General features: G+C 63.8%; 15 protein-coding genes and 1 tRNA gene. 11 read left to right on the forward strand and 5 right to left on the reverse strand.

All coding sequences use genetic code 11. The features are described from left to right. Position 1: 1 nt before the first annotated feature. Together SPHS8_RS12225 and SPHS8_RS12230 are read left to right on the forward strand one after the other, a co-directional pair. Complete coding sequence (locus tag SPHS8_RS12225) at positions 2 to 1,252, forward strand: nucleotidyltransferase domain-containing protein (protein ID WP_201515754.1); 1,251 nt, start codon at positions 2 to 4, stop codon at positions 1,250 to 1,252. Positions 1,253 to 1,265: 13 nt separating this feature from the next. Next, positions 1,266 to 1,910 (forward strand): hypothetical protein, encoded by a 645-nt coding sequence (locus SPHS8_RS12230; RefSeq protein ID WP_201515755.1) that lies wholly within the window; start codon positions 1,266 to 1,268, stop codon positions 1,908 to 1,910. Positions 1,911 to 2,036: 126 nt separating this feature from the next. Here SPHS8_RS12230 and SPHS8_RS12235 read toward each other — a convergent pair whose 3' ends face one another. Together SPHS8_RS12235 and SPHS8_RS12240 are read right to left on the reverse strand one after the other, a co-directional pair. Beyond that, entirely contained in the window at positions 2,037 to 3,359 is a 1,323-nt protein-coding gene (locus tag SPHS8_RS12235) for a tyrosine-type recombinase/integrase (RefSeq protein WP_201515756.1), read from the reverse strand. A gap of 153 nt (positions 3,360 to 3,512) precedes the next feature. Continuing rightward, a tRNA-Ser gene (locus tag SPHS8_RS12240) sits at positions 3,513 to 3,602 on the reverse strand. A gap of 124 nt (positions 3,603 to 3,726) precedes the next feature. On the opposite strand from SPHS8_RS12240, the gene hspQ reads away from it, so the two are divergent. From hspQ to SPHS8_RS12265, 5 genes are all read left to right on the forward strand, one after another. After that, positions 3,727 to 4,098, forward strand: coding sequence for a heat shock protein HspQ (gene hspQ / locus SPHS8_RS12245; RefSeq protein WP_097092914.1), 372 nt, complete (start codon positions 3,727 to 3,729; stop codon positions 4,096 to 4,098). After that, positions 4,055 to 4,864 carry a GDSL-type esterase/lipase family protein gene (locus SPHS8_RS12250; protein WP_201515757.1) on the forward strand — a complete coding sequence of 270 codons (810 nt, stop codon included), beginning with the start codon at positions 4,055 to 4,057 and terminating at the stop codon, positions 4,862 to 4,864. The genes hspQ and SPHS8_RS12250 overlap by 44 nt, the downstream gene beginning before the upstream one ends. A 105-nt stretch (positions 4,865 to 4,969) precedes the next feature. After that, positions 4,970 to 6,898: an OPT family oligopeptide transporter gene (locus SPHS8_RS12255; protein WP_201515927.1), complete on the forward strand. Its 1,929-nt coding sequence runs from the start codon at positions 4,970 to 4,972 to the stop codon at positions 6,896 to 6,898. Between the two features lie 134 nt (positions 6,899 to 7,032). Then, the gene (locus SPHS8_RS12260) at positions 7,033 to 9,816 is read left to right on the forward strand and encodes a TonB-dependent receptor (RefSeq protein WP_201515758.1); all 2,784 of its coding nucleotides are present in this window, start codon (positions 7,033 to 7,035) and stop codon (positions 9,814 to 9,816) included. 3 nt (positions 9,817 to 9,819) lie between these two features. Next, a complete protein-coding gene (locus SPHS8_RS12265) occupies positions 9,820 to 10,890 on the forward strand; it encodes a phytase (protein WP_201515759.1) in 1,071 nt (356 codons plus the stop codon). A gap of 79 nt (positions 10,891 to 10,969) precedes the next feature. Here SPHS8_RS12265 and SPHS8_RS12270 read toward each other — a convergent pair whose 3' ends face one another. The 3 genes from SPHS8_RS12270 to queF all read right to left on the reverse strand — a co-directional run bounded on the left by SPHS8_RS12270 (position 10,970) and on the right by queF (position 14,661). Next, positions 10,970 to 13,600: a M1 family metallopeptidase gene (locus SPHS8_RS12270; RefSeq protein ID WP_201515760.1), complete on the reverse strand. Its 2,631-nt coding sequence runs from the start codon at positions 13,598 to 13,600 to the stop codon at positions 10,970 to 10,972. 123 nt (positions 13,601 to 13,723) lie between these two features. Further along, entirely contained in the window at positions 13,724 to 14,059 is a 336-nt protein-coding gene (locus tag SPHS8_RS12275) for an endonuclease domain-containing protein (protein WP_201515761.1), read from the reverse strand. 134 nt (positions 14,060 to 14,193) lie between these two features. Further along, the gene (gene queF / locus SPHS8_RS12280; RefSeq protein WP_201515762.1) at positions 14,194 to 14,661 is read right to left on the reverse strand and encodes a preQ(1) synthase; all 468 of its coding nucleotides are present in this window, start codon (positions 14,659 to 14,661) and stop codon (positions 14,194 to 14,196) included. 101 nt (positions 14,662 to 14,762) lie between these two features. On the opposite strand from queF, the gene SPHS8_RS12285 reads away from it, so the two are divergent. The 4 genes from SPHS8_RS12285 to SPHS8_RS12300 all read left to right on the forward strand — a co-directional run bounded on the left by SPHS8_RS12285 (position 14,763) and on the right by SPHS8_RS12300 (position 19,601). Continuing rightward, complete coding sequence (locus SPHS8_RS12285) at positions 14,763 to 16,037, forward strand: hypothetical protein (RefSeq protein ID WP_201515763.1); 1,275 nt, start codon at positions 14,763 to 14,765, stop codon at positions 16,035 to 16,037. Between the two features lie 248 nt (positions 16,038 to 16,285). Further along, positions 16,286 to 17,134 (forward strand): 3-mercaptopyruvate sulfurtransferase, encoded by an 849-nt coding sequence (gene sseA, locus SPHS8_RS12290; RefSeq protein ID WP_201515764.1) that lies wholly within the window; start codon positions 16,286 to 16,288, stop codon positions 17,132 to 17,134. Further along, positions 17,131 to 18,339, forward strand: a complete 1,209-nt coding sequence (metC, locus tag SPHS8_RS12295) for a cystathionine beta-lyase (protein ID WP_201515765.1) — start codon at positions 17,131 to 17,133, stop codon at positions 18,337 to 18,339. The genes sseA and metC overlap by 4 nt, the downstream gene beginning before the upstream one ends. After that, entirely contained in the window at positions 18,336 to 19,601 is a 1,266-nt protein-coding gene (locus SPHS8_RS12300) for a mechanosensitive ion channel family protein (RefSeq protein WP_201515766.1), read from the forward strand. Before metC ends, SPHS8_RS12300 begins: the two co-directional genes overlap by 4 nt. Positions 19,602 to 19,684 lie beyond the last annotated feature (83 nt).

Genomic DNA, 19,684 nt, shown 5'->3' on the forward strand with positions numbered 1-19,684 from the left:
CATGACCATCTACGACAAGAATCTCGCCAAGTCGCATGACGACATCCTCGAACGGATGGCCGAAGCGCTCGATATTCCGCCCTCCAAGTTTGAGGAGGCCAGCAACCGCTACCATGCCATCGGCAACTGGCTCGATCGTCCCGAATCCGAGATCGCGCAGTTCAAGCCCGCAATCTCGCCGCAAGGCTCGTTCGTGCTTGGCACCGTGACGCGCCCGTTTACGGATGCCGAGGAATACGACGTCGATCTCGTCTGTCGGCTTGAGGCCACCAAGGCCGACTTCACCCAGAAGACCCTGAAGGAGGCGGTGGGCCGCGAGGTCGCGCTCTACGCGGAGGCGCATGGCATGGCCGACCCGGACGAGGGCCGGCGCTGTTGGACGCTCAACTATGCCGCAGGGGCGCAGTTCCACATGGACATCCTGCCCGCCCTGCCGGACGCCCAGCACTATCAGGGTGTCCTGCTCCAAAAGGGATTCCGGGCCTTGGCAGGCGACACCGGTCTCACCGGGCACGCCATCGCGATCACCGACAATACCCTGCCCAACTATGAAGTCGCGTCGGCCAACTGGCCCCTCAGCAACCCCTCCGGCTATGCGGCCTGGTTCCGCAACCGGATGAAGATGCGGCTCGATGAAGCCAAGCTCGCCTTCGCCAAGCGGGCGCACATCTCCGCCAGCGTCGACCAGATCCCCGACCACAAGGTGAAGACGCCGCTTCAGCGCGCGATCCAGCTGCTCAAACGTCACCGCGACTGCATGTTTGTCGGCGATTGCGAATTTCGGCCGATCTCCATCATCATCACGACGCTGGCCGCCCATGCCTACAACGAAGAGCCGACCATTGCTGGTGCCTTGCAGAGCATCCTGACCAGCATGGACCGCTATATCGAGGATCGTGACGGTGTGGCCTGGGTTGCGAACCCGGTGAACCCGAGCGAGAACTTCGCCGACAAGTGGGTGGGCGAGCCCAAGAAGCGCGCGAATTTCTACACGTGGCTCGACCAGGCACGCCGCGATTTTGGTCTCTACCTGCGCGCCAGCAAGTACGATGAGATGCCGACCGAGCTGCGCAAGAACCTGGGTGGAGACTTCGTCGATCGCATGATGAAGGCGGCAGTCCCGGCTTCGGCCCTTGGCATGCCTGCGATCGCAGCGACCGCCGCCAGCGCAGACGACATGCGGCGCGCCGAGCACGCGATCCATCAGATCAAGCAGTCCGGTTCGCAGTCGAAGCCCTGGGCCAAGGCATAGGGTCACCGCCAACTTGCTGACGCTCGAAACGGTTCAGGCGGCGATCGCGTTCGATCAGCCCAAGCTGCACGCTCGGCTTGTCGAAGAGCAAATCCTGATCGAGGGCGGGTTTCTGGTGACCGAAAGCGGCATGGCTGCCGTGCCCGGTGGGCCGATCACGGAATTTGTCATCCGCATGGAGGTAAGCCGTCGCTATCCCTCCGTTGAGCCCAAGGTCTTCGAGACGGGCAGCCGGATTCCCCGCACCCCCGATCGCCATATCAATCTTGATGGCGATTGCTGCGTCACGGTGTGGGAGCATTGGCTGGCCACCGCCTCTAACCACTCCATCGGCAGCTTCATCAACGGCCCGCTCAATGAGTATTTTCTCAGCCAGTTCTGGTTTGAGAAGACCGGAAAATGGCCTTTCGGCGAGCGGCCTCATGGTGATGCCGGGATGGAAGAAGCTTTTGCTGACGCACTGGGAATCGCCAACCGGCGAAGCGCGTTGACCTACCATCTGAGGCTGTTGTCCCAGGCGTGGCCCAAAGGCCATTGGGCTTGCCCGTGTGGCAGCGGCAAGATTGTCCGGAACTGCCACCGCGAGGATTTGATGTGCCTGCATAAGAGGGTTGCGCCGCACATAGCGAAGCGGATGCTCCGCCGCCTTCAGGCATAGATTTGGGTTGCATGCCCCCAAATTTGTGACGTGTGGCCTCAATTGGCTGAGTCCGATGCCCAGCTTACATATTAGATGAACTAGATAGGCTGCAAACATAATCGGCGTCCTGATCTTCCCGGATCATTATCGCGTATTAGACTTTGACCTTCTTGGTCCATCCAAAAGAGCTGCGGCAGATAGCTGACCCTCCATAATTAAGTTTGCCCATTGCTGCGCTAGCTCTCTCCTCCGTTCCATGTAGGCTGCGCGATTGTAGATTAGTTCGCTGCCCGACATCCCTGCGGGGATATGTGCCAGCATCAGGTCAATGATGAGCCGGTCGATCAGGAGACGATCTGAACCTGGATGCGATCGCTCTACCAAACCGTTCATCATGGTTGAGAAGGAGGAACGCCATCCGTGCGGGACGTGTCGCCCCTTGTAGCCGATCCGGTTGTACAAGTATCCGACCGCATTTTCACTCAGTGGCTCCAAGCCACTTCGCGCCCCTGGGAATACCAAGGGGCCGCGACCCGATAGCCGACGAGCGACACGCAGAACCTCCACCGCCTGATGGGAGAGCGGGACAATGTGTTCAAACGCCTCATCCTCACGGAGTTCAAGCACAAGCTTGATGCGTGAAGCCGAGATACGCCACTGCGCTCCATCGGCAACGTCATCCGGCTTATTCCAGTTGATCCCTTCAAATTCGCTCCAAGGCGCAGTCCGGATCATCCCTGGTCGCTGAGCAGTCAGCGCCATCATTCGGGATGCTAGACGCGTGATCGGATGAGAGGTTGAGCAATCGACCGCGCGAATCAGTGCCTGAAGTTGATCCAGGTCCGTCAGCGCAGGCCACCTGCGAGCAGGAGGAACCGATTTTAGGCTGACTTTCATGTCAACGGCAGGGTTCTCTCGGCACGCGCCAATTCCTTTGCCGTATTTGAATATCGACGAACACCGCTGCAGCAAGCGATGTGCTGTTTCAATGGCCCCGCGTGATTCAACTTTTTTGAGCGTGGCGAGAAGAAGGGGCTCGTCGATATCCGTTATCGGAAGCCCGCCAATGGCAGGAAAAACATCTCGCTCTAGGCTCGTGATGACGTCCGCCGCATGCACAGGCTTCCAGCGAGCCACTTGATCTCCGTACCATTGCCGGCCCACCTTCTCGAAGGTGTTCTCCATCTGAACCACGTTGGCGAGCTTGCGCTTCTTCGCCTCGATCACCGGATCGCGACCGTCCCGCAACAGTCGCTTGGCGTCGTCCCTCAGGTCCCTTGCCTCGGATAACGACAGATCGGGGTAGCTTCCCAATACCAAGCGCTTCTCCTTATCTGCGAAACGGTATTTGAGCCGCCAGCTACGGTGCCCGGTTTTCGTCACGAACAGGTACAACCCCCCGGAATCGGCCAGCTTGTAGTCCTTTTCCTTAGGCTTCGCCTTGCGAATTGCCGCGTCAGTCAGCATGCCCCCAAATCCCCAATTCGATGCCCCCAAAACGCCCCCAAATGGCGTTGGCTTGGGCTGGATATCGCTGGATACGTTTGGACACGAGAATCGCCTAAAATCCCGTTAATACGGAACTTCTTGGACAATCTTGGATTCCGTTGGATGATTAAGTGGCGGAGAGGGAGGGATTCGAACCCTCGGTACCGTTGCCGGCACGCCGCATTTCGAGTGCGGTGCATTCGACCACTCTGCCACCTCTCCGCAGAAGGTGCGGCCTGCGCCGACCCGGTCGAGCGGCGGCCATTAGCGAATGATGACCGGCTTGCCAAGCGGAGAGGTCCGTATTTTTCTTGTAAGACCGCGCGGGCGTCCTAAATTGCTGTTCATGACCGACACCACTGCAATTTTCGGGGCTGATGTCAGCGCGCCCCCCGTTGTCCATGCGCATTTCAGCATCGGCGATGTCGTGAAGCATCGCCACTTCGGTTTCCGTGGCGTCGTGTTCGACATCGATCCCGTCTTTGCCAACAGCGAGGAATGGTATCAGGCGATCCCGGAACAGTCCCGGCCCGACAAGCACCAGCCCTTCTACCACCTGCTCGCTGAAAATGGCGAAACCAGCTATGTCGCCTATGTGAGCCAGCAGAACCTGCTCGCGGACGACAGCGGGGAGCCGGTGGATCATCCGGCGATCGCGGGGATGTTCGGGACCTATGCCAACGGCAAATATCAGCTGCGCCCGCTCCATCGCCACTAAGGCGTGGCCTTTTACGGGCGCATGGTGGCGGATTGCCGCCGCCATTGCCCTGCTGCCCGGCCTGACCGGCATCGCGGCTGCGCAGGCACCGGCCGAGAGCGCCCCTGACGAACTCCGGGTCAACGCCGATCCCACCTTCCCCTTCGCCAATGAAGTCGCCGCTTTCGCAAAGGCGAATGAGGCGAACAGCGGCGCGCCGGGCGCGGTCCTCTTCCTCGGCAGTTCCAGCATCAGGCTCTGGAATACGCAGGCAAGCTTTCCCGACAGAAGCACCGTCAATCGCGGCTTCGGCGGGGCGACGACGCCCGATGTGCTGCGCCACTATCCTCGGCTCTTCCCCAAGGCAGAACCCCGCTCCGTCCTCGTCTATATCGGCGAGAACGACCTTGCGGCCGGAGCCACGCCTGACACCGTCGCACGCAACATACTCGCGCTGCTCAAGAAGTTGCGCGCTGATTACCCCAAGGCGCGCATCGCCTATCTCTCGCTCAAACCCTCGCCGATCCGGTGGACGCTCTGGCCGAAGATGGCCGCGGTCAACATGACCGTTGCGGCGCGCAGCCGGGTGGGCGGTTTCGACTATCTCGATGTCGGCAGCAGCCTGCTTGCCCATGACGGCCTGCCCGACGCATCGCTGTTCGGACCCGATGGCCTGCACATGAACGGGCGAGGCTACAGCCGGTGGAACAGGCTGGTCGATGGCTGGCTGGACCGGATGGAGATGGCGGCAGCACCTTCACCGCGCCCGCTGTCACTTTCCAATTGATCCACGGCTAAGCAACATTATTACCGTACACCGGAAAAAGATACCCAGAGGGGGATGATGCTGGTGACCACTGATTCGGCCAAGGCCACACCCACGCCTACTCCCATGGCGGAGCTCACCCTTCGCGGCGTCATTCTGGGCGCGCTCATCACGCTCCTTTTCACCGCGGCGAACGTCTATCTGGGGCTGAAGATCGGCCTCACCTTCGCGACCTCCATCCCCGCCGCCGTCATCTCCATGGCGGTGCTGCGCCTGTTCGCGACCGGCACGATCCTTGAAAACAACATCGTCCAGACGATCGCGTCAGCGGCGGGCACGCTGTCCGCGATCATCTTCGTGCTGCCGGGCCTCGTCATCATCGGCTGGTGGCAGGGCTTCCCCTATTGGCTGTCCGCCTTCACCATCGCCTTGGGCGGCATATTGGGCGTCATGTATTCCGTGCCGCTCCGCCGCGCGCTCGTCACCGGGTCCGACCTCCCCTATCCCGAAGGCGTCGCCGCCGCCGAAGTGCTTAAAGTGGGCGCAGGCTCGCGCGAGGGTCTCGAAGAAAATAAGCGCGGCCTTTCCGCCATCATCATGAGCGCGCTCGCCGCCGCCGCCTTCTCCATCACCGCCAAGACCAAGCTGATCGCCGAAGAGGCCGCCACCTTCTTCAAATTCGGCGCAGGCGCGACGTCGGTCTCGACCAGCTTCTCCATGGCGCTGATCGGCGTCGGCCATCTGGTCGGCCTGTCGGTCGGCGTCGCGATGTTCGTCGGACTGCTGATCAGCTGGGTCGGCCTCGTCCCCTGGCTCACCGCGCCGCTGCCCGCCGGAGCCGACATCGCCGAAGTGGTCGGCACCACTTTCCGCATGAAGGCGCGCTTCATTGGCGCAGGCACGATCGGCGTCGCAGCGATCTGGACCCTGCTCAAGATATTGGGTCCGATCATCAGCGGCATCCGATCCGCCATGGCGGCAGCCCGCCAGCGCAAGGCGGGAGACGGCAGCCTGCTTGAACTGACCGAGCGGGACCTGCCCATCGGCATTGTCGGCGGCACCATCCTCGCCTCGCTCGCTCCGATAGCCGTGCTGCTCTGGTATTTCGCGCAAGGCGGGCCGATCGCGCTCAATCCCGTGCCGATCCTCATCCTGACCCTCGCCTATATCCTGGTCGCGGGCGTCGTCATCGCATCGGTCTGCGGCTATATGGCAGGCTTGATCGGCGCGTCCAACAGCCCGATCTCCGGCGTCGGGATCCTCGCCGTCCTCGGCGCTTCACTGATCCTCGCCGCCATCTACGGCTCGGGCGGCGATCCGAAACAGAGCCAGGCCCTCATTGCCTACGCCCTGTTCGTCACCGCGATCGTCTTCGGCATCGCCACCATTTCGAACGACAATCTCCAGGACCTGAAGACCGGCCAGCTGGTTGGCGCGACACCCTGGAAGCAGCAGGTGGCGCTGGTGCTGGGCGTCATCTTCGGTGCGCTCGTCATTCCCCCGGTGCTCGACCTCCTCAACAGCGCCTTCGGCTTTGCAGGCGCGCCGGGGGCGAAGGCGACCGCACTCCCCGCGCCTCAAGCCGCGCTGATCTCCGCATTGGCAAAGGGGGTGCTGGGCGGCGATCTGGACTGGGGCCTGATCGGCACCGGCGCGCTGATCGGCGCCGTGGTCGTCGGCATCGACGAAATGCTGGGCAAGGCTGGCAAGCTGCGCCTGCCGCCGCTCGCGGTCGGCATGGGCATCTACCTGCCGATGGCGCTCACCCTGCTCATTCCGGTCGGCGCGGTCATCGGCCACTTCTACAATCGCTGGGCGCGCCGTCAGCCGAGCCCCGATTTTGCCGAGCGCATGGGCGTTCTGATGGCGACGGGCTTCATCGTCGGCGAAAGCCTGTTCGGCGTCGCCTTCGCCGGGATCGTCGCGGCCACCAACAGCGACGCGCCGCTCGCGCTGGTGGCGGAAAACCCACTCGCCGTGCCGCTCGCGCTCATCCTCTTCGCGGCCGTCATCGGCGGCCTCTACGCCCGGCTGCGGCGGCAGGCATCGATGTAACATATTGCCACACTAACATCATCAAACTGTCACCGAACCGGCATGCCAGTGTAAGGAAAATATCTCACTGACCCCCTCGACCAGAAGGGGGACGGCGGGGGCCGATCTCCCTTGGCAACAGGGAGATTTCCACCATGAACCGCTTTTTCCGTGGCGCCAGCCGCGCAGCCATCGCTCTTGCCCTGACGGCGCCTGCCGCCGCTCTGGCAGGCACTATCAGCGGCACCGTACTCGACGGCACCGGCACCCGCGCCCTTCAATCGACGCAGTTGCGCATTGTCGAGCTGGGCCGCGTCGCCGAAGCCGGTCGCGACGGCAGCTACCGTTTCCCCGACGTCGCACCCGGCACCTACACGATCGAGGCACGCTATGTCGGCGCGGACCCAGTGCGCACCACCGTCACCGTGCCCTCGACCGGCGATGCCGATGCCGACATCCGCATCGGTTCGGACATCGACAGTTCCATCATCGTCGTCGGCCAGGTCGCCAACCAGGCGTCGGCCCTATCCCGCCAGCGCGCCGCCGATGGCGTGGAAAGCGTCCTTACCCGCGACGCCATCGGCCAGTTCCCGGACCAGAATGTCGCCGAATCGATCCGCCGCCTTCCGGGCGTCAACATCCTGAACGATCAGGGCGAAGGCCGCTTCGTGTCGGTCCGTGGCCTTGACCCCGCGCTCAACGCCGCCTCGATCAACGGCACCCGCCTTCCCGCACCGGAAAGCGACACGCGCCAGGTCGCGCTGGACGTCATCCCCTCCGAACTCATCGAATCCATCGAAATCAAGAAGTCGCTGACACCTGACATGGATGCCGACACGATCGGCGCATCGATTGAAATCAACACCACCAGCGCCTTCGATCGCAAGAAGGATCTCTATTCGGTCAAGCTGGAAGGCAGCTATAACGACTTCGCCGACGCGCTGACGCCCAAGGGCAGCTTCGATTTTTCGACGCGCCTGTCCGATCGCTTCGGCATCGCGGGCGGCTTCAGCTACTACAAGCGCAAGTTCGAAAGCGACAATATCGAAGCCACTGATTGGGATGTGACGGACGAAGGCAATGCCTATGCCGCCGAAGTCCAGTATCGCGACTATGACGTGCAGCGAAAGCGCATCGGCGGATCGCTCAGCCTCGACTGGCTCGCGACCGACACGACGAAGCTCTATGCGCGCGGCCTCTACAGCCAGTTCGACGATCAGGAATATCGCGGCGACGTGATCCTGATCATGGACGAAGCGCCCCGTTCCTCGACCGCGACCAGCGCCGAATTTTCCGACGAGGACGGCCGGATCGAAGTTCGCCGCCGCATGAAGGACCGGTTCGAGCGGCAAAAGATCAAGTCGCTCACCCTTGGCGGCGAAACCAACACTGGCCCTTGGAAGATCACCTATTCGGGCAGCTGGTCGGAAGCGAGCGAGCGGGAAAATGGCTCGATCGATCCCACCCGCTTCCGCGCCCGTTTCAATGACGATGGCGTCAATGTCGGCTTCGACTATTCGGAGCCGCAAAAGCCGCGCTTCGCCGTCACGGGCAACAGCGATGCCTTCTTCGATCCGGAAAGCTACGGCTTCAACGAGCTGGAGCGCACGACCCTATCGGACGCGCGCGATCGCGAATATGCGTTGCGCGGCGACATCTCCCGTGCCTTCACCTCTGACAATGGCACCTTCACCGTTCAGACCGGGATGAAGGCGCGCTGGCGCAAGAAGAGCTACAATCTCCAGTCGGACGTCTATGACGACTATGATGGCGATTACACGCTGGCGGACGTGCTGGGCGGCCAGACCTACCGCATCCAGGACATCCTGCCGCTGCCGAGCCACACCGGCCCAACCAACTTCTTCAACGCCAACCGCGACAATTTCGTCCTCAACGAAGTCGATACGGCGCTGGCGTCTGCATCGTCCGACTATGGCGTAAAGGAAGATATCCTCGCCACCTACCTGCTCGGCCGCTGGGACAGCGACAAGCTGCGCGTTATCGGCGGCGTGCGCATGGAGCAGACGCGCAACGACATCAACGCCTTCACCACCCAGTCGGATGGCGACACCGTGACCGTCACGCCCAACCGTTTCGTGCGCAGCTATACCGACTGGCTGCCGAGCCTGACGCTACGCTACGAACCGGTGCGCAACCTCGTCCTGCGCCTTGGCGGCTACAAGAGCCTGGTGCGGCCCAAGCTGTCCGACCTCGCGCCCCGCTTCGACATCAACGAAGACGATGAAGCGACCACGGGCAATCCCAACCTCAAGCCCTACCGCGCGTGGAATGTCGACGCATCGGCGGAATGGTATTTCGGCACCAACGCCGCGCTGACAGGCGGCTTCTTCTGGAAATCGGTGAAGAATTTCGTCGTGTCGCAGCGGATCACCACGCCCGGCACCTTCAACGGCATCGACTATGAAGAACTGACGATCCCGATCAACGGCGACAAGGGCAAGATCAAGGGGTTCGAACTGTCCTACGCCCAGGTCTTCAGCTTCCTGCCCGCCCCGCTCGACGGCCTGCTGCTGAACGTCAACTACACCTACACCGATGCCAAGGGCACCGTCCTCAACGATGGCGACATCAGCGATCCGCGTTCGATCCCGTTGCTGAACTCGTCCAAGAACACGCTGAACGTCGTCATCGGCTATGAAAAGGGTCCGATCTCGCTACGCGCGGCGGGCACCTATCGTGACAAATATCTGGATGAAATCACCGATGCGGCGGAAACCGACCGCTATGTCGACGATCATTTCCAGATCGACCTCAGCGCCAAATATCGCATCGTTCCCGGCGTCCGCGTCTTTGCCGAGTGGATCAACGTCACCAACGAACCTTATTTCGCCTATCAGAATTTCGCAGGAGGCAAGCGCCTGCTCCAGTTCGAGGAATATAACTGGACGGCGAAATTCGGCATCTCGGCGAGCTTCTGATCCATGAAAAAGACCATTCTCTCCACCCTGCCTCTCCTCGCCCTTGCCGCCTGCGCGACCGGCGAGGCGGAAGCCCCCATCGCCGTGCGTATCGCCAATGCCTCCCCCGCCGTCTCCGCGACGGCGCGAGGGGAAACCACTCCTGTCGGCACGGCCAATGCGGACGCCGCCGACGATCCCGCGATCTGGCGCAATGCCGCGAACCCGGCGCAGAGCCTCATCGTCGGCACCGACAAGAAGGCGGGGCTTTATGTCTATGGCCTCGACGGCAAGACCCGCAGCTTCCTTGACGGGGGACGGGTCAACAATGTCGACCTGCGCGATGGCGTGACGATCGGGGGCAAACCCGGCATCCTCGTCGTCGCCAGCGACCGCAATGACATGGCGAACGCCAAGCTCGCGCTCTTCAGCCTCGATCCCGCAACGGCAAAGCTGACCGCGCTGGGCAAGGTCGATGGCGGCAAGGGCGAGGCCTATGGCGTCTGTCTCTACCGCGCGTCAGACGCCGTCTACGCCTTCATCGTGCTGAAGGACGGGACGATCCATCAGGTCGCCCTCGATGCCTCCGGCGCAAGTGTCACGGGCCGGACCGTGCGGACGATGAAGCTTGGCACCCAGTCGGAAGGCTGCGCCGTCGACGACCGCACCGGCATCCTCTACGTGGCCGAAGAAGATGTCGGTCTCTGGCGCTTCGATGCCCGCGCGACCGGCTCCACCGCCCCCGTCAAGATCGCCGCCGCCGACGGCAAGAATATCGTCATGGACGCAGAAGGCGTCGCCATCGCGCCGATCGGCGATCGGGACGGCTATGTCATCGTGTCCAGCCAGGGCGACAATGCCTATGCGGTCTACCGTCTGACCGACGACAGCTATGTCGGCCGCTTCCGCATCATCGACGGCGCCATTGGCGGGGCGGAGGAAACCGACGGCATCGACCTGATGCTCGGAGATTTCGGCCCGGCCTATCCCGGCGGCATCTTCGTCGCGCAGGACGGCCACAACGCCGCCGCCGCGCAGAATTTCAAGCTCGTCGCCTGGAACGATATCGCCAAGGCGCTAAACCTCACCCGATAGAGCCACGAAGTCCCCCTCCCGCAAGCGGGAGGGGTTAGGGGTGGGCGCGAGCGTCAGCGAGCAGCTAAGCTCTCCCCACTCACCTCCTCGCAAACCAGGCAAGCAACGCAGGCTTCAGCCGCGCGCGCGTCTCGATCCGCGTCCTGATGGCGGAGATCGACCGATCCACCACCTTACGCGATTCCGGCGTCAGATATTGGGTCGCATAGGCGTCCAGCTTCGCCGCCATTGCCGGGTCAGCCGACCCGCTGCCCAGCCGAGCGATCGCCTGGCTGCGCGCCGACACGTCGATCAGCGCCTCATATTGCTGCCGGTGCGCCAACACATAATCGACCGCCAGCATCGGATGCTCCGCCCCCACTGCCGAAATGATCGCGGCGCTCGTCGTCTTGCCCGGTTCGTCCGTCATGGCGAGGTCGAGCGCCTTGCGCCCCAGCCCCTCATCCTTCGCCGCGCCCAGCAAAGCAAACAGCGTGCTCCGATCGAGCGCGCTCGTCGCGCCATTGGCCATCGCCCGCAGCTTGTCCCAGGTCGCAGCATCAGCATTCTGCGCGATGATACGCAGCCACACATTGCGCAGCGGCCCTTCCATCAGCGCTGGCTCGGCAAAGCGCCGCCGCGCTTCGGCCAGCGCCGCCTTGTCACCCATGCTGCCCAAAGTCGAAACAAGCGCCGACCGCAGCACCGGCACCTGCGCCCCTTCGCCGGGCTTCGCATCAAATCCGACGCTCTTCAGCACCGGCCCCAGCTTGCGCGAGGCATAGGCGGCGACCCGCGCCTGGCCCACCCGATCGCCATCCAGCATCGTATAGGCGCTGCTCAGATAATCCGGCACCTCGGCCAGCACCGCCGGGCTCGCATTGGCGGGCACCGCGTCCACCATGTCCAGCGCCAGCCCGATCGGCTGATAACCGCCCAGCCCCAGCTGGAAATTGTCGGCCAACAGCCCGATCTGGTCCATCGACGACAGCCGGGTAAAGCCCGCCGCCAGCGCCTTCACATTGGCCTCCGGATAGAGCGAGCGATAATAGCCCGTCTGCCCGGCATTGATCACATAGGCCCCGCACCCCGGCAGCGTCACCGAAGCCGTGCCGTTCAGGATCAGCCGCTGCGCCGCGCCGCCAATCGTCTGCGCCATCACCGGCACGTTCCAGCGGAGAGGCGCCTTGTCCTTCCGGTCGCGGCTGAACTCGCCCTGGCTGAGCGCCAACACGGTAGATCCGCCCCGGCACTGCGCGCTCTCCACCTTCACCAGCGGAATGCCCGGCTGGCTGGTAAAGTCATGCGCGATGCCGACCAGCCCCTTGGCCCCCGCGCCCTCGACCGCCTTCCACAGGTCGTCCGTCACCGTATTCCCATAGGCGTGCGCCTTCATGTAGCCCCGGATGCCCGCGCGCCACACATCCTCACCGGCAAAGCCTTCCAGCATGGTGATGACGGCCTCACCCTTTTCATAGGTGATGTCGTCGAACGCCTGGTTGACCTCTTCTACGGTATGGATCTTCTGCACCACCGGATGGGTCGTCGCCAGCGCATCCAGCGCCATCGCCCGCTCGCGCCCGCCGACGCGGGTCAGCAGCATTTCCCATTCCGGTTGCAGCTTGTCGGTGACCTTGGTCGCCATCCAGCTCGCAAAACCCTCGTTCAGCCATAGATCGTCCCACCAAGCCATGGTGACGAGATCGCCGAACCATTGATGCGCCATCTCATGCGCGACGATCGAATAGATGGTCCGCCGCGTGCCCTCTGACGTGAATTTGGGATCGACCAGCAGCGCGCGCTCGAACGTGAAGATCGCGCCCCAATTCTCCATGGCGGAAAAGAACTGGCTCTGTCCCGGCCCGGCAACATTGTCGAGCTTGGGCAGCGGGAATGGCACGCCGAAATAGTCGTTATACCAGGGCAGGATCGCCGCCGACGCATCCAGCGCCAGCTGCGCCTTGCCGGTATTCCCCTTGCCGGTGATGACGCCCACTTCCGTCGCGCCCGCCATCTTCGTGGCGCGTTCCAGTTCGCCCAGCCCGAAGAACAGCAGATAGGACGACATTTTCGGCGAAGTGCCGAACGTCACCCGCGTCCTGCCGCCGCCCAGATCCTGCGACGCCTTGACCGGCATGTTGCTGACCGCCAGCTGCCCCGTCGGCACGATCGCGGACAGATCGAACGTCGCCTTGTAGCTCGGCTCGTCAAAGCTCGGCACGAACCGCCGCGCATCGGGCGCCTCGAACTGAGTGAACAGCGCCCGCTTCTGCGCCCCGGCATTATCCTTGTAGTCCAGCGCGAACATGCCGTTCGCCTGCGTGTTGATGACGCCGCCATAGGCGATGTCGAGCTTGTACGCGCCCGGCTGCACCGGCTTGCCGAAATCCAGCGTCACCGTCTGCGCATTGGCGTCGACCTTGGCCGAACCGGTCATCGCCTTGCCCTTCGCCGGGGTCAGCGTGACGCGGCCGATGGAAAGGTCAGCGGCATTCAGCACCAGCACCGGCATCGCCTGCGCGACATTGAGGTCGATCGTCACCTTGCCCGTGAACTTCAGGTTCGCCGCATCGGGCACCACCTCGATCGCATAATGGCTGGGCGCAGCGCCACGCGGCAACTGCGTCGTGATACCCGGCGCCGGTCCCGCAGGCATCTGCGCCAAAGCGGGCTGAACAAGGGCGAGCGGCGCAGCCGCCAGCAACAGGGAAGATAGCTTCGAAAAGGACATCAGGTTCGCAACTCCGACACGTTGAGAACGGCACGGCCCGGGCGGCCATTGCCATGATAGTTGCGGGATCGAACCTTTCCGCGCGCGGGTCAAGCGGTTGATCGAACTTTGTTGTGCGGTTGTTTAATAGGGGAGCGCTTGCCGGATGCTGGCAAGCACGCCATCCAGATTTTCGAAGACCTCATGGTTCCAGAAGCGGATCATTGAATAACCCTGCCCCTCCAGAAAGCGCGTACGCGGCAAGTCAGCCTCTTCACTATGCTGGCCACCATCGACTTCGACGATCAGGCGATGTTCGGCACAAAGTAGGTCAACGACGTAGGGGCCTACCGTTGCTTGCCGCCGAAACTTGAAACCATCCAGTTGCCGATTGCGCAACGCAGCCCAGAGTCGCTTCTCACACTCCGTTGCATTCCGCCGCAATGCTGCCGCGTGAGGATTGGTACGCCCTATCGCCATAGCTCACCCCACCCTCACCCAACCCTCTCCCGCCAGCGGGAGAGGGCTTGCACCTGACTTCCTTCTCCCGCTGGCGGGAGAAGGATACGCAGCCTTGCCCGCAAGGCGGGCTAGGCGAAGTTGGATGAGGGTGCCTACCCCCGCCCCCGATACCCCGGCACATCCTGCGCAGGCAGCCACAGCCCGGCGGGCGGCTCGCCCGATTGCCAGAACACATCGATCGGAATCCCCCCGCGCGGATACCAATATCCGCCGATCCGCAACCACAAAGGCTGCATTTCGGCAAACAGCCGCTCGCCGATCCCGACAGTGCAATCCTCATGGAAAGCGGCGTGGTTGCGGAACGCTCCCAGGAACAGTTTCAGCGACTTCGATTCGACGATCGTCGCGCCGGGCGCATAGTCGATCACCAGATGAGCGAAGTCCGGCTGCCCCGTCACCGGGCAAAGCGATGTGAATTCCGGCGCGGTGAACCGCACCAGATAGGGCTTGCCGGGCCGAGGATTGGCCACATAATCGAGGACCGCTTCCTCTGGGCTCGCAGGCAGTGCGCTGCTCTGCCCCAGATGGATCGGTGTCATGCTTTGGGGTATGTCGGTCATGACCGGCCATCTACGCCATTGCACGCCTAATGTCACCGCACCCTGATACCGCCATGCCATTCACCTCCCGTTCAGCGTCATCATTGCCTTGGCTGCTTGCCATGGGGATGCGTCCTGCCATTTTGACTGCCTTGCCGCTGCTGCTGGCCACTCCTTCGTTCGCGCAGGAGCAGGGGGGCAGCGATCCTGTCTTCAACCTGCCGCGAACGTCCCCGCCGCCTGCTGATCCTAGTCGCCAAGGTCCGGAACTCGACGTGTTCCGTGGCGCGCCTGTGACGCCACCAGCCAGCACGCCTGTCATCACGCCACCCCCGCCGGTCGTCGCACAGCCCCAGCCTCAACCGGTGCCCCCGGCGCAACCGCAGCGCCCCGCCACCACAGCGCCGCGCCCAACGCCTGCGGAACCCGCCGCCCCGGCGCGCGAGCCCGAAAGCAGCAGCGCCGCGCCCCAGGCATCGACGCCGCAGGCCCCAGCGCCGCAGCCCGCTCCGGCACAACCCGCCGAGCCGCAAGCCGCGCCCTCCCCAATTCCCGCCGCTCCCGCCAGCGAGCCGCCGCTGGGCGCGCCCGCCGAGTCTGCCTCCTGGGGTTGGATCGCTGGCGTCATCGCGCTCCTCGCCGCAGCGCTCGCGGCCGCCTGGCTGTTCCTGCGCCGTCGTTCCGAAGAAGAGCAGCAAAGCTATGAAGAGCCGGAGGCCGCGCCAGCTCCTCCCCCGCCCACGCCCGCAGCCGCAAAGCCCGTCCCGGTCCCGGTCCCGCCTGCGCCCCGTCCGGCAGAGGCAAAACCGGTTGCGCCGCCCGCCGCGCCCCGGCCTGACGCCCCCTCCCCAACGCCCGCCGCTGCGGCAGCCGATCGGCCGTGGATAGACCTTAGCCTTGAGGTGCGCAGCGCCCGCCTGTCCCTGATGGGCGCCACCATCAGCTACCATCTGACGCTCCACAATCGCGGCGAGCGCGTCGCGGACGACATTCTCATCCGCACCTTCATCGCCAATGCCGATGCCCATCAACAGGCGCAGCTGCAGCAGTTTTTCGCCGGAGCCCTTGGCCTGCCCGCTCACTCGGCTGTCTCGCTTGCGCCAGGGCACAGCCACAGCCTGGCCGGCGAGTTGCGCCTCCTGCCCGACCAGATCGCGCCCGTGCAGATGGGAGACCGCGCGCTGCTCATCCCCCTCGTCGCGTTCGACGCGCAATATCGCTGGTCGGACGAGCCGGGCACCAGCCCCACGGGCGCGGGCCGCACCGGCCGCGCCTTCATCGTCGGCCAGGAAAAAACCCCGCCCGCCGACCGCCTCACCCCCTTCCGCGTCGATCAAGGCCCCCGCCAGTTCCGCACCCCCGGCAGCCGCGCCACCGCGCTCGAACTGGCAAGCTGAGCCTGCCTCGAAGCGTCATCCCAACGCAGGCTGGAATCTCAGACCCGGCCACACCCTCCGCACTCCACATAGCTCGTCATCCCAGCGAAGGCTGGGATCTCAGGCCCCATCACTCCACCCCCTCCCGAGATCCCAGCTGCCGCTGGAATGACGCCCGAACAATAGCCGAGGCTAAAAACTCCAATACCCTTCCCACACCCCGATCCCCCTCCTAAAAAGGCAGTCACGCACCACTGAAAGAGGCCGCATTGGACATTCTCATCTCCACCGATTGGCTCGCTGCGGAATTGGGCAAGGACGACCTCAAGATACTCGACGCCAGCCTGTTCCTGCCCGGCACGCCGCGCGACCCGCGCGCCGAATTCGAGGCCGCCCACATCCCCGGCGCGGCCTATCTCGATCTACCGAGCCTCGCCGATGCCGATGATCCGCGCCCCGGCATGCTCCCGAGCGACGCCTTCATGACCGAGCGCTGCCGCGCGCTCGGCATCGATGCGGACAGCCGTGTCATCCTCTACGACAACAGCCCGACGCACAGCGCCGCCCGCGCCTGGTGGATGATGCGCCTCTATGGCGTCGGGCGCGCGGCCGCGATCCTGGACGGCGGCCTACCCAAGTGGGTCGCCGAAGGCCGCCCTACCCAAAGCGGCTGGCCGGTCATCCCGCGCGGCGACGCCACCGCCCGCCGCGCGGAAAGGCAGGTCCGCACCAAGGAAGATCTGCTGGCCAATCTCGACAGTCATGCCGCGCAGGTGATCGACGCACGCGGCGCGGCCCGCTTCACCGGCGAAGAAAAGGAGCCCCGCCCCGGCATGGCCTCGGGCCATATTCCGGGCTCACGCAACATCCCTTCCGCTTCGCTCTTCAACGCCGACAACAGCATGAAGAAGGGGGAGCAACTGCGGCAATTGTTTCTCGACGCGGGCACCGACTTTTCGCGCCCGATCATCACGACCTGCGGCAGCGGCGTGACGGCGGCCATCCTGCTCGCAGGGCTGGAGCTGCTCGGCAAGACGGACGTCACCCTTTATGACGGCAGCTGGTCGGAATGGGGGCTTGACCCTTCCACGCCCAAGGCGACGGGTCCAGCCGCATGAGCAAGGACCGCAAGCCGCTCACCCAGCTGGCGCAGGCCGGGCGCAAGCCCGAATGGACCGGCATGCCCGGTCAGCCCGGCGCGATCGTCAATCCGCCGGTCTGGCGCGCCTCGACCATCCTTTATGACGATGTCGCCCATCTGCGCAGCGCCGCGCGCAGCAGCACGCATGAGCGGCTCTTCTATGGCCGCAAGGGGACGCCCACCGCCTGGAGCCTCGCCGATGCGCTGACGGAAATGGAGCCCGGCGCGGAAGGAACGATGCTCTTCCCCTCCGGCGTCGCCGCCATCGCCTGCGCTCTGCTTTCGGTCCTGAAACCGGGCGACCAACTGCTGATGGTCGATAGCGCCTATGATCCCACCCGCAACTTCTGCGAACAGATGCTGAAAAGTTACGGTATCGAAACGATCTACTATGATCCCCTCGCCGATTCCGTTTCAATTGACCATTTCATTAACGAAAACACCCGCGCCATTTTCCTAGAAAGCCCCGGCAGCCTGACTTTCGAGGTTCAGGACATACCCGCCATCACCGCCCTCGCGAAGGCAAAAGGCATCGTTACCCTCCTCGACAACACTTGGGCGACACCCTTCTTCTTCCCCGCCCTTTCCCACGGCGTCGACATCACCATCCTCGCCTGCACCAAATATATAGTCGGCCACAGCGACGTCATGCTCGGCTCCGTCACTGCCACGCCCGATCATTTCCCGAAGCTCCGCCAGACCGCCTATCTGCTCGGCCAAATGGTCAGCCCCGACGACGCCTGGCTCGCCAGCCGCGGCCTCCGCACCTTGGGCGTCCGGCTGAACCAGCACCAGGAGAGCGCGCTCCAGATCGCCCGCTGGCTCTCCGGCCAACCCGAAGTCGCCCGCGTCCTCCACCCGGCACTGCCAAGCTGCCCTGGCCATGAGAAGTGGGCCCGCGACTTTAGCGGTTCCAGTGGCCTGTTCAGCTTCGTCCTCAACGGCGGGGACGAAGCCGCTCGCGCAGCCCTGATTGACGGCCTCGCGCATTTCGGCATCGGCTATAGCTGGGGCGGTTTCGAAAGCCTTGCCTTGCCGGTCGATCCAGCGCGCTATCGCACCGCCACCACATGGCAGGCCGAAGGCCCGCTCGTCCGGCTCCAGATCGGCCTTGAAGACCCCGCCGACCTCATCGCCGATCTCGATGCCGGCCTCGCTCGCTTCCGCAAGGCAAGGGGATGACCCAAGGCTTTCCCGGCCTGCTTGCGTTGCTGCCGGGCAATCCGGCGATCGTCCATCCTGTGGTCGCGCTGACGCTCACCGCCATCCTGTTCCTGATCGCGGACGGCATTGCGCACATAGCGGCCCCACGCCTGCGCCGCCGCGTCCGGCCATTGGGCGATGCGCTCGCAGGCCATCTGCGTCCCATCCTCCGCCACGCGCTGTCGAGCAGTTTGTTCGCCCTCGCCGCCGCGCTCTGGCCAATCAGTGCCCTTGCCCATCTTATCCTGGGGGCCGCGCTCGCCCTTTCCGTCACCCTGCTAGCCACGCATATTCTGCGCAGCCTTGCCATTCCCCGCTGGGCGGTCGTGCCGCTTGCCCTGCTGTTGTTCGTCACGGTTCTTTCGGGCAGCAGCGGCGGCTTTGCTCCGGTGGCGGACATGCTTGACGGCATCGGCATCGACCTCGGCAAGCGGCGTGTAACGCTGCTCGGCCTGTTCAGCACCGCAGCGATCTGTGTCCTCCTCTTTGCACTGGTACGGCTCGCCAACAGGCTGTTCGCGCAGAGCATCGGGCGCGCAAAGGGGCTGGACGCCACGCAAAAGCTTCTCGCGCAAAAGCTCGCCGCCATCGGCGCCGTAGTCGCCGCCTTCTTCATCGGCATCGACCTGCTCGGCATCGACCTTACTGCCTTTGCGGTATTTTCCGGCGCGCTCGGCCTCGCCGTGGGCTTCGGCTTGCAGAAGACCTTCGGCAATCTCTTTGCGGGAATCATCCTGCTCATGGACCGCTCGATCAAGCCGGGCGACGTCATCGTGGTTGGCGACAGTTTCGGCTGGGTCAACAAGATCGGCGTCCGCGCCGTCTCCGTCCTCACCCGCGACGGCAAGGAGCATCTGATCCCGAACGAAAATCTGATGACGCAGGAGGTGGAGAACTGGTCCTATTCCGACCGCAACGTCCGTGTGCGCATTCCGGTGGGCGTGGGCTATGACAGCGACCTTAAGCTCGCCCAGGACCTCATGCTCCGCGCCGCGCAGGAAAGCCCCCGCGTCCTGCGCAATCCCAAGCCTAATGTATGGCTGACCAACTTTGGCGAGAACCGTGTCGAACATGACATTCTCGTCTGGATCAGCGACCCGGAAAGCGGCGTTGGAAATGTGAAATCAGACGTGTTGAACCGCGTGTGGCAGCTGTTCCGCGAGTACGGCATCACCATCCCCTACCCCCAGCGCGTCCTGCATGACCCGCACCGATCTTTGTTGCAGAGTAGCAACATTTAAGAATTAAAAGATAAGAAACAGCAATAATCCCTTGTGCAGCGCGGTATGCGGCGGCATGCCCTCACCTGTTCAGGTCATCCGAT

The organism is Sphingobium sp. S6, assembly GCF_905120495.1.
Classification (GTDB): Bacteria; Pseudomonadota; Alphaproteobacteria; order Sphingomonadales; family Sphingomonadaceae; genus Sphingobium; species Sphingobium agri.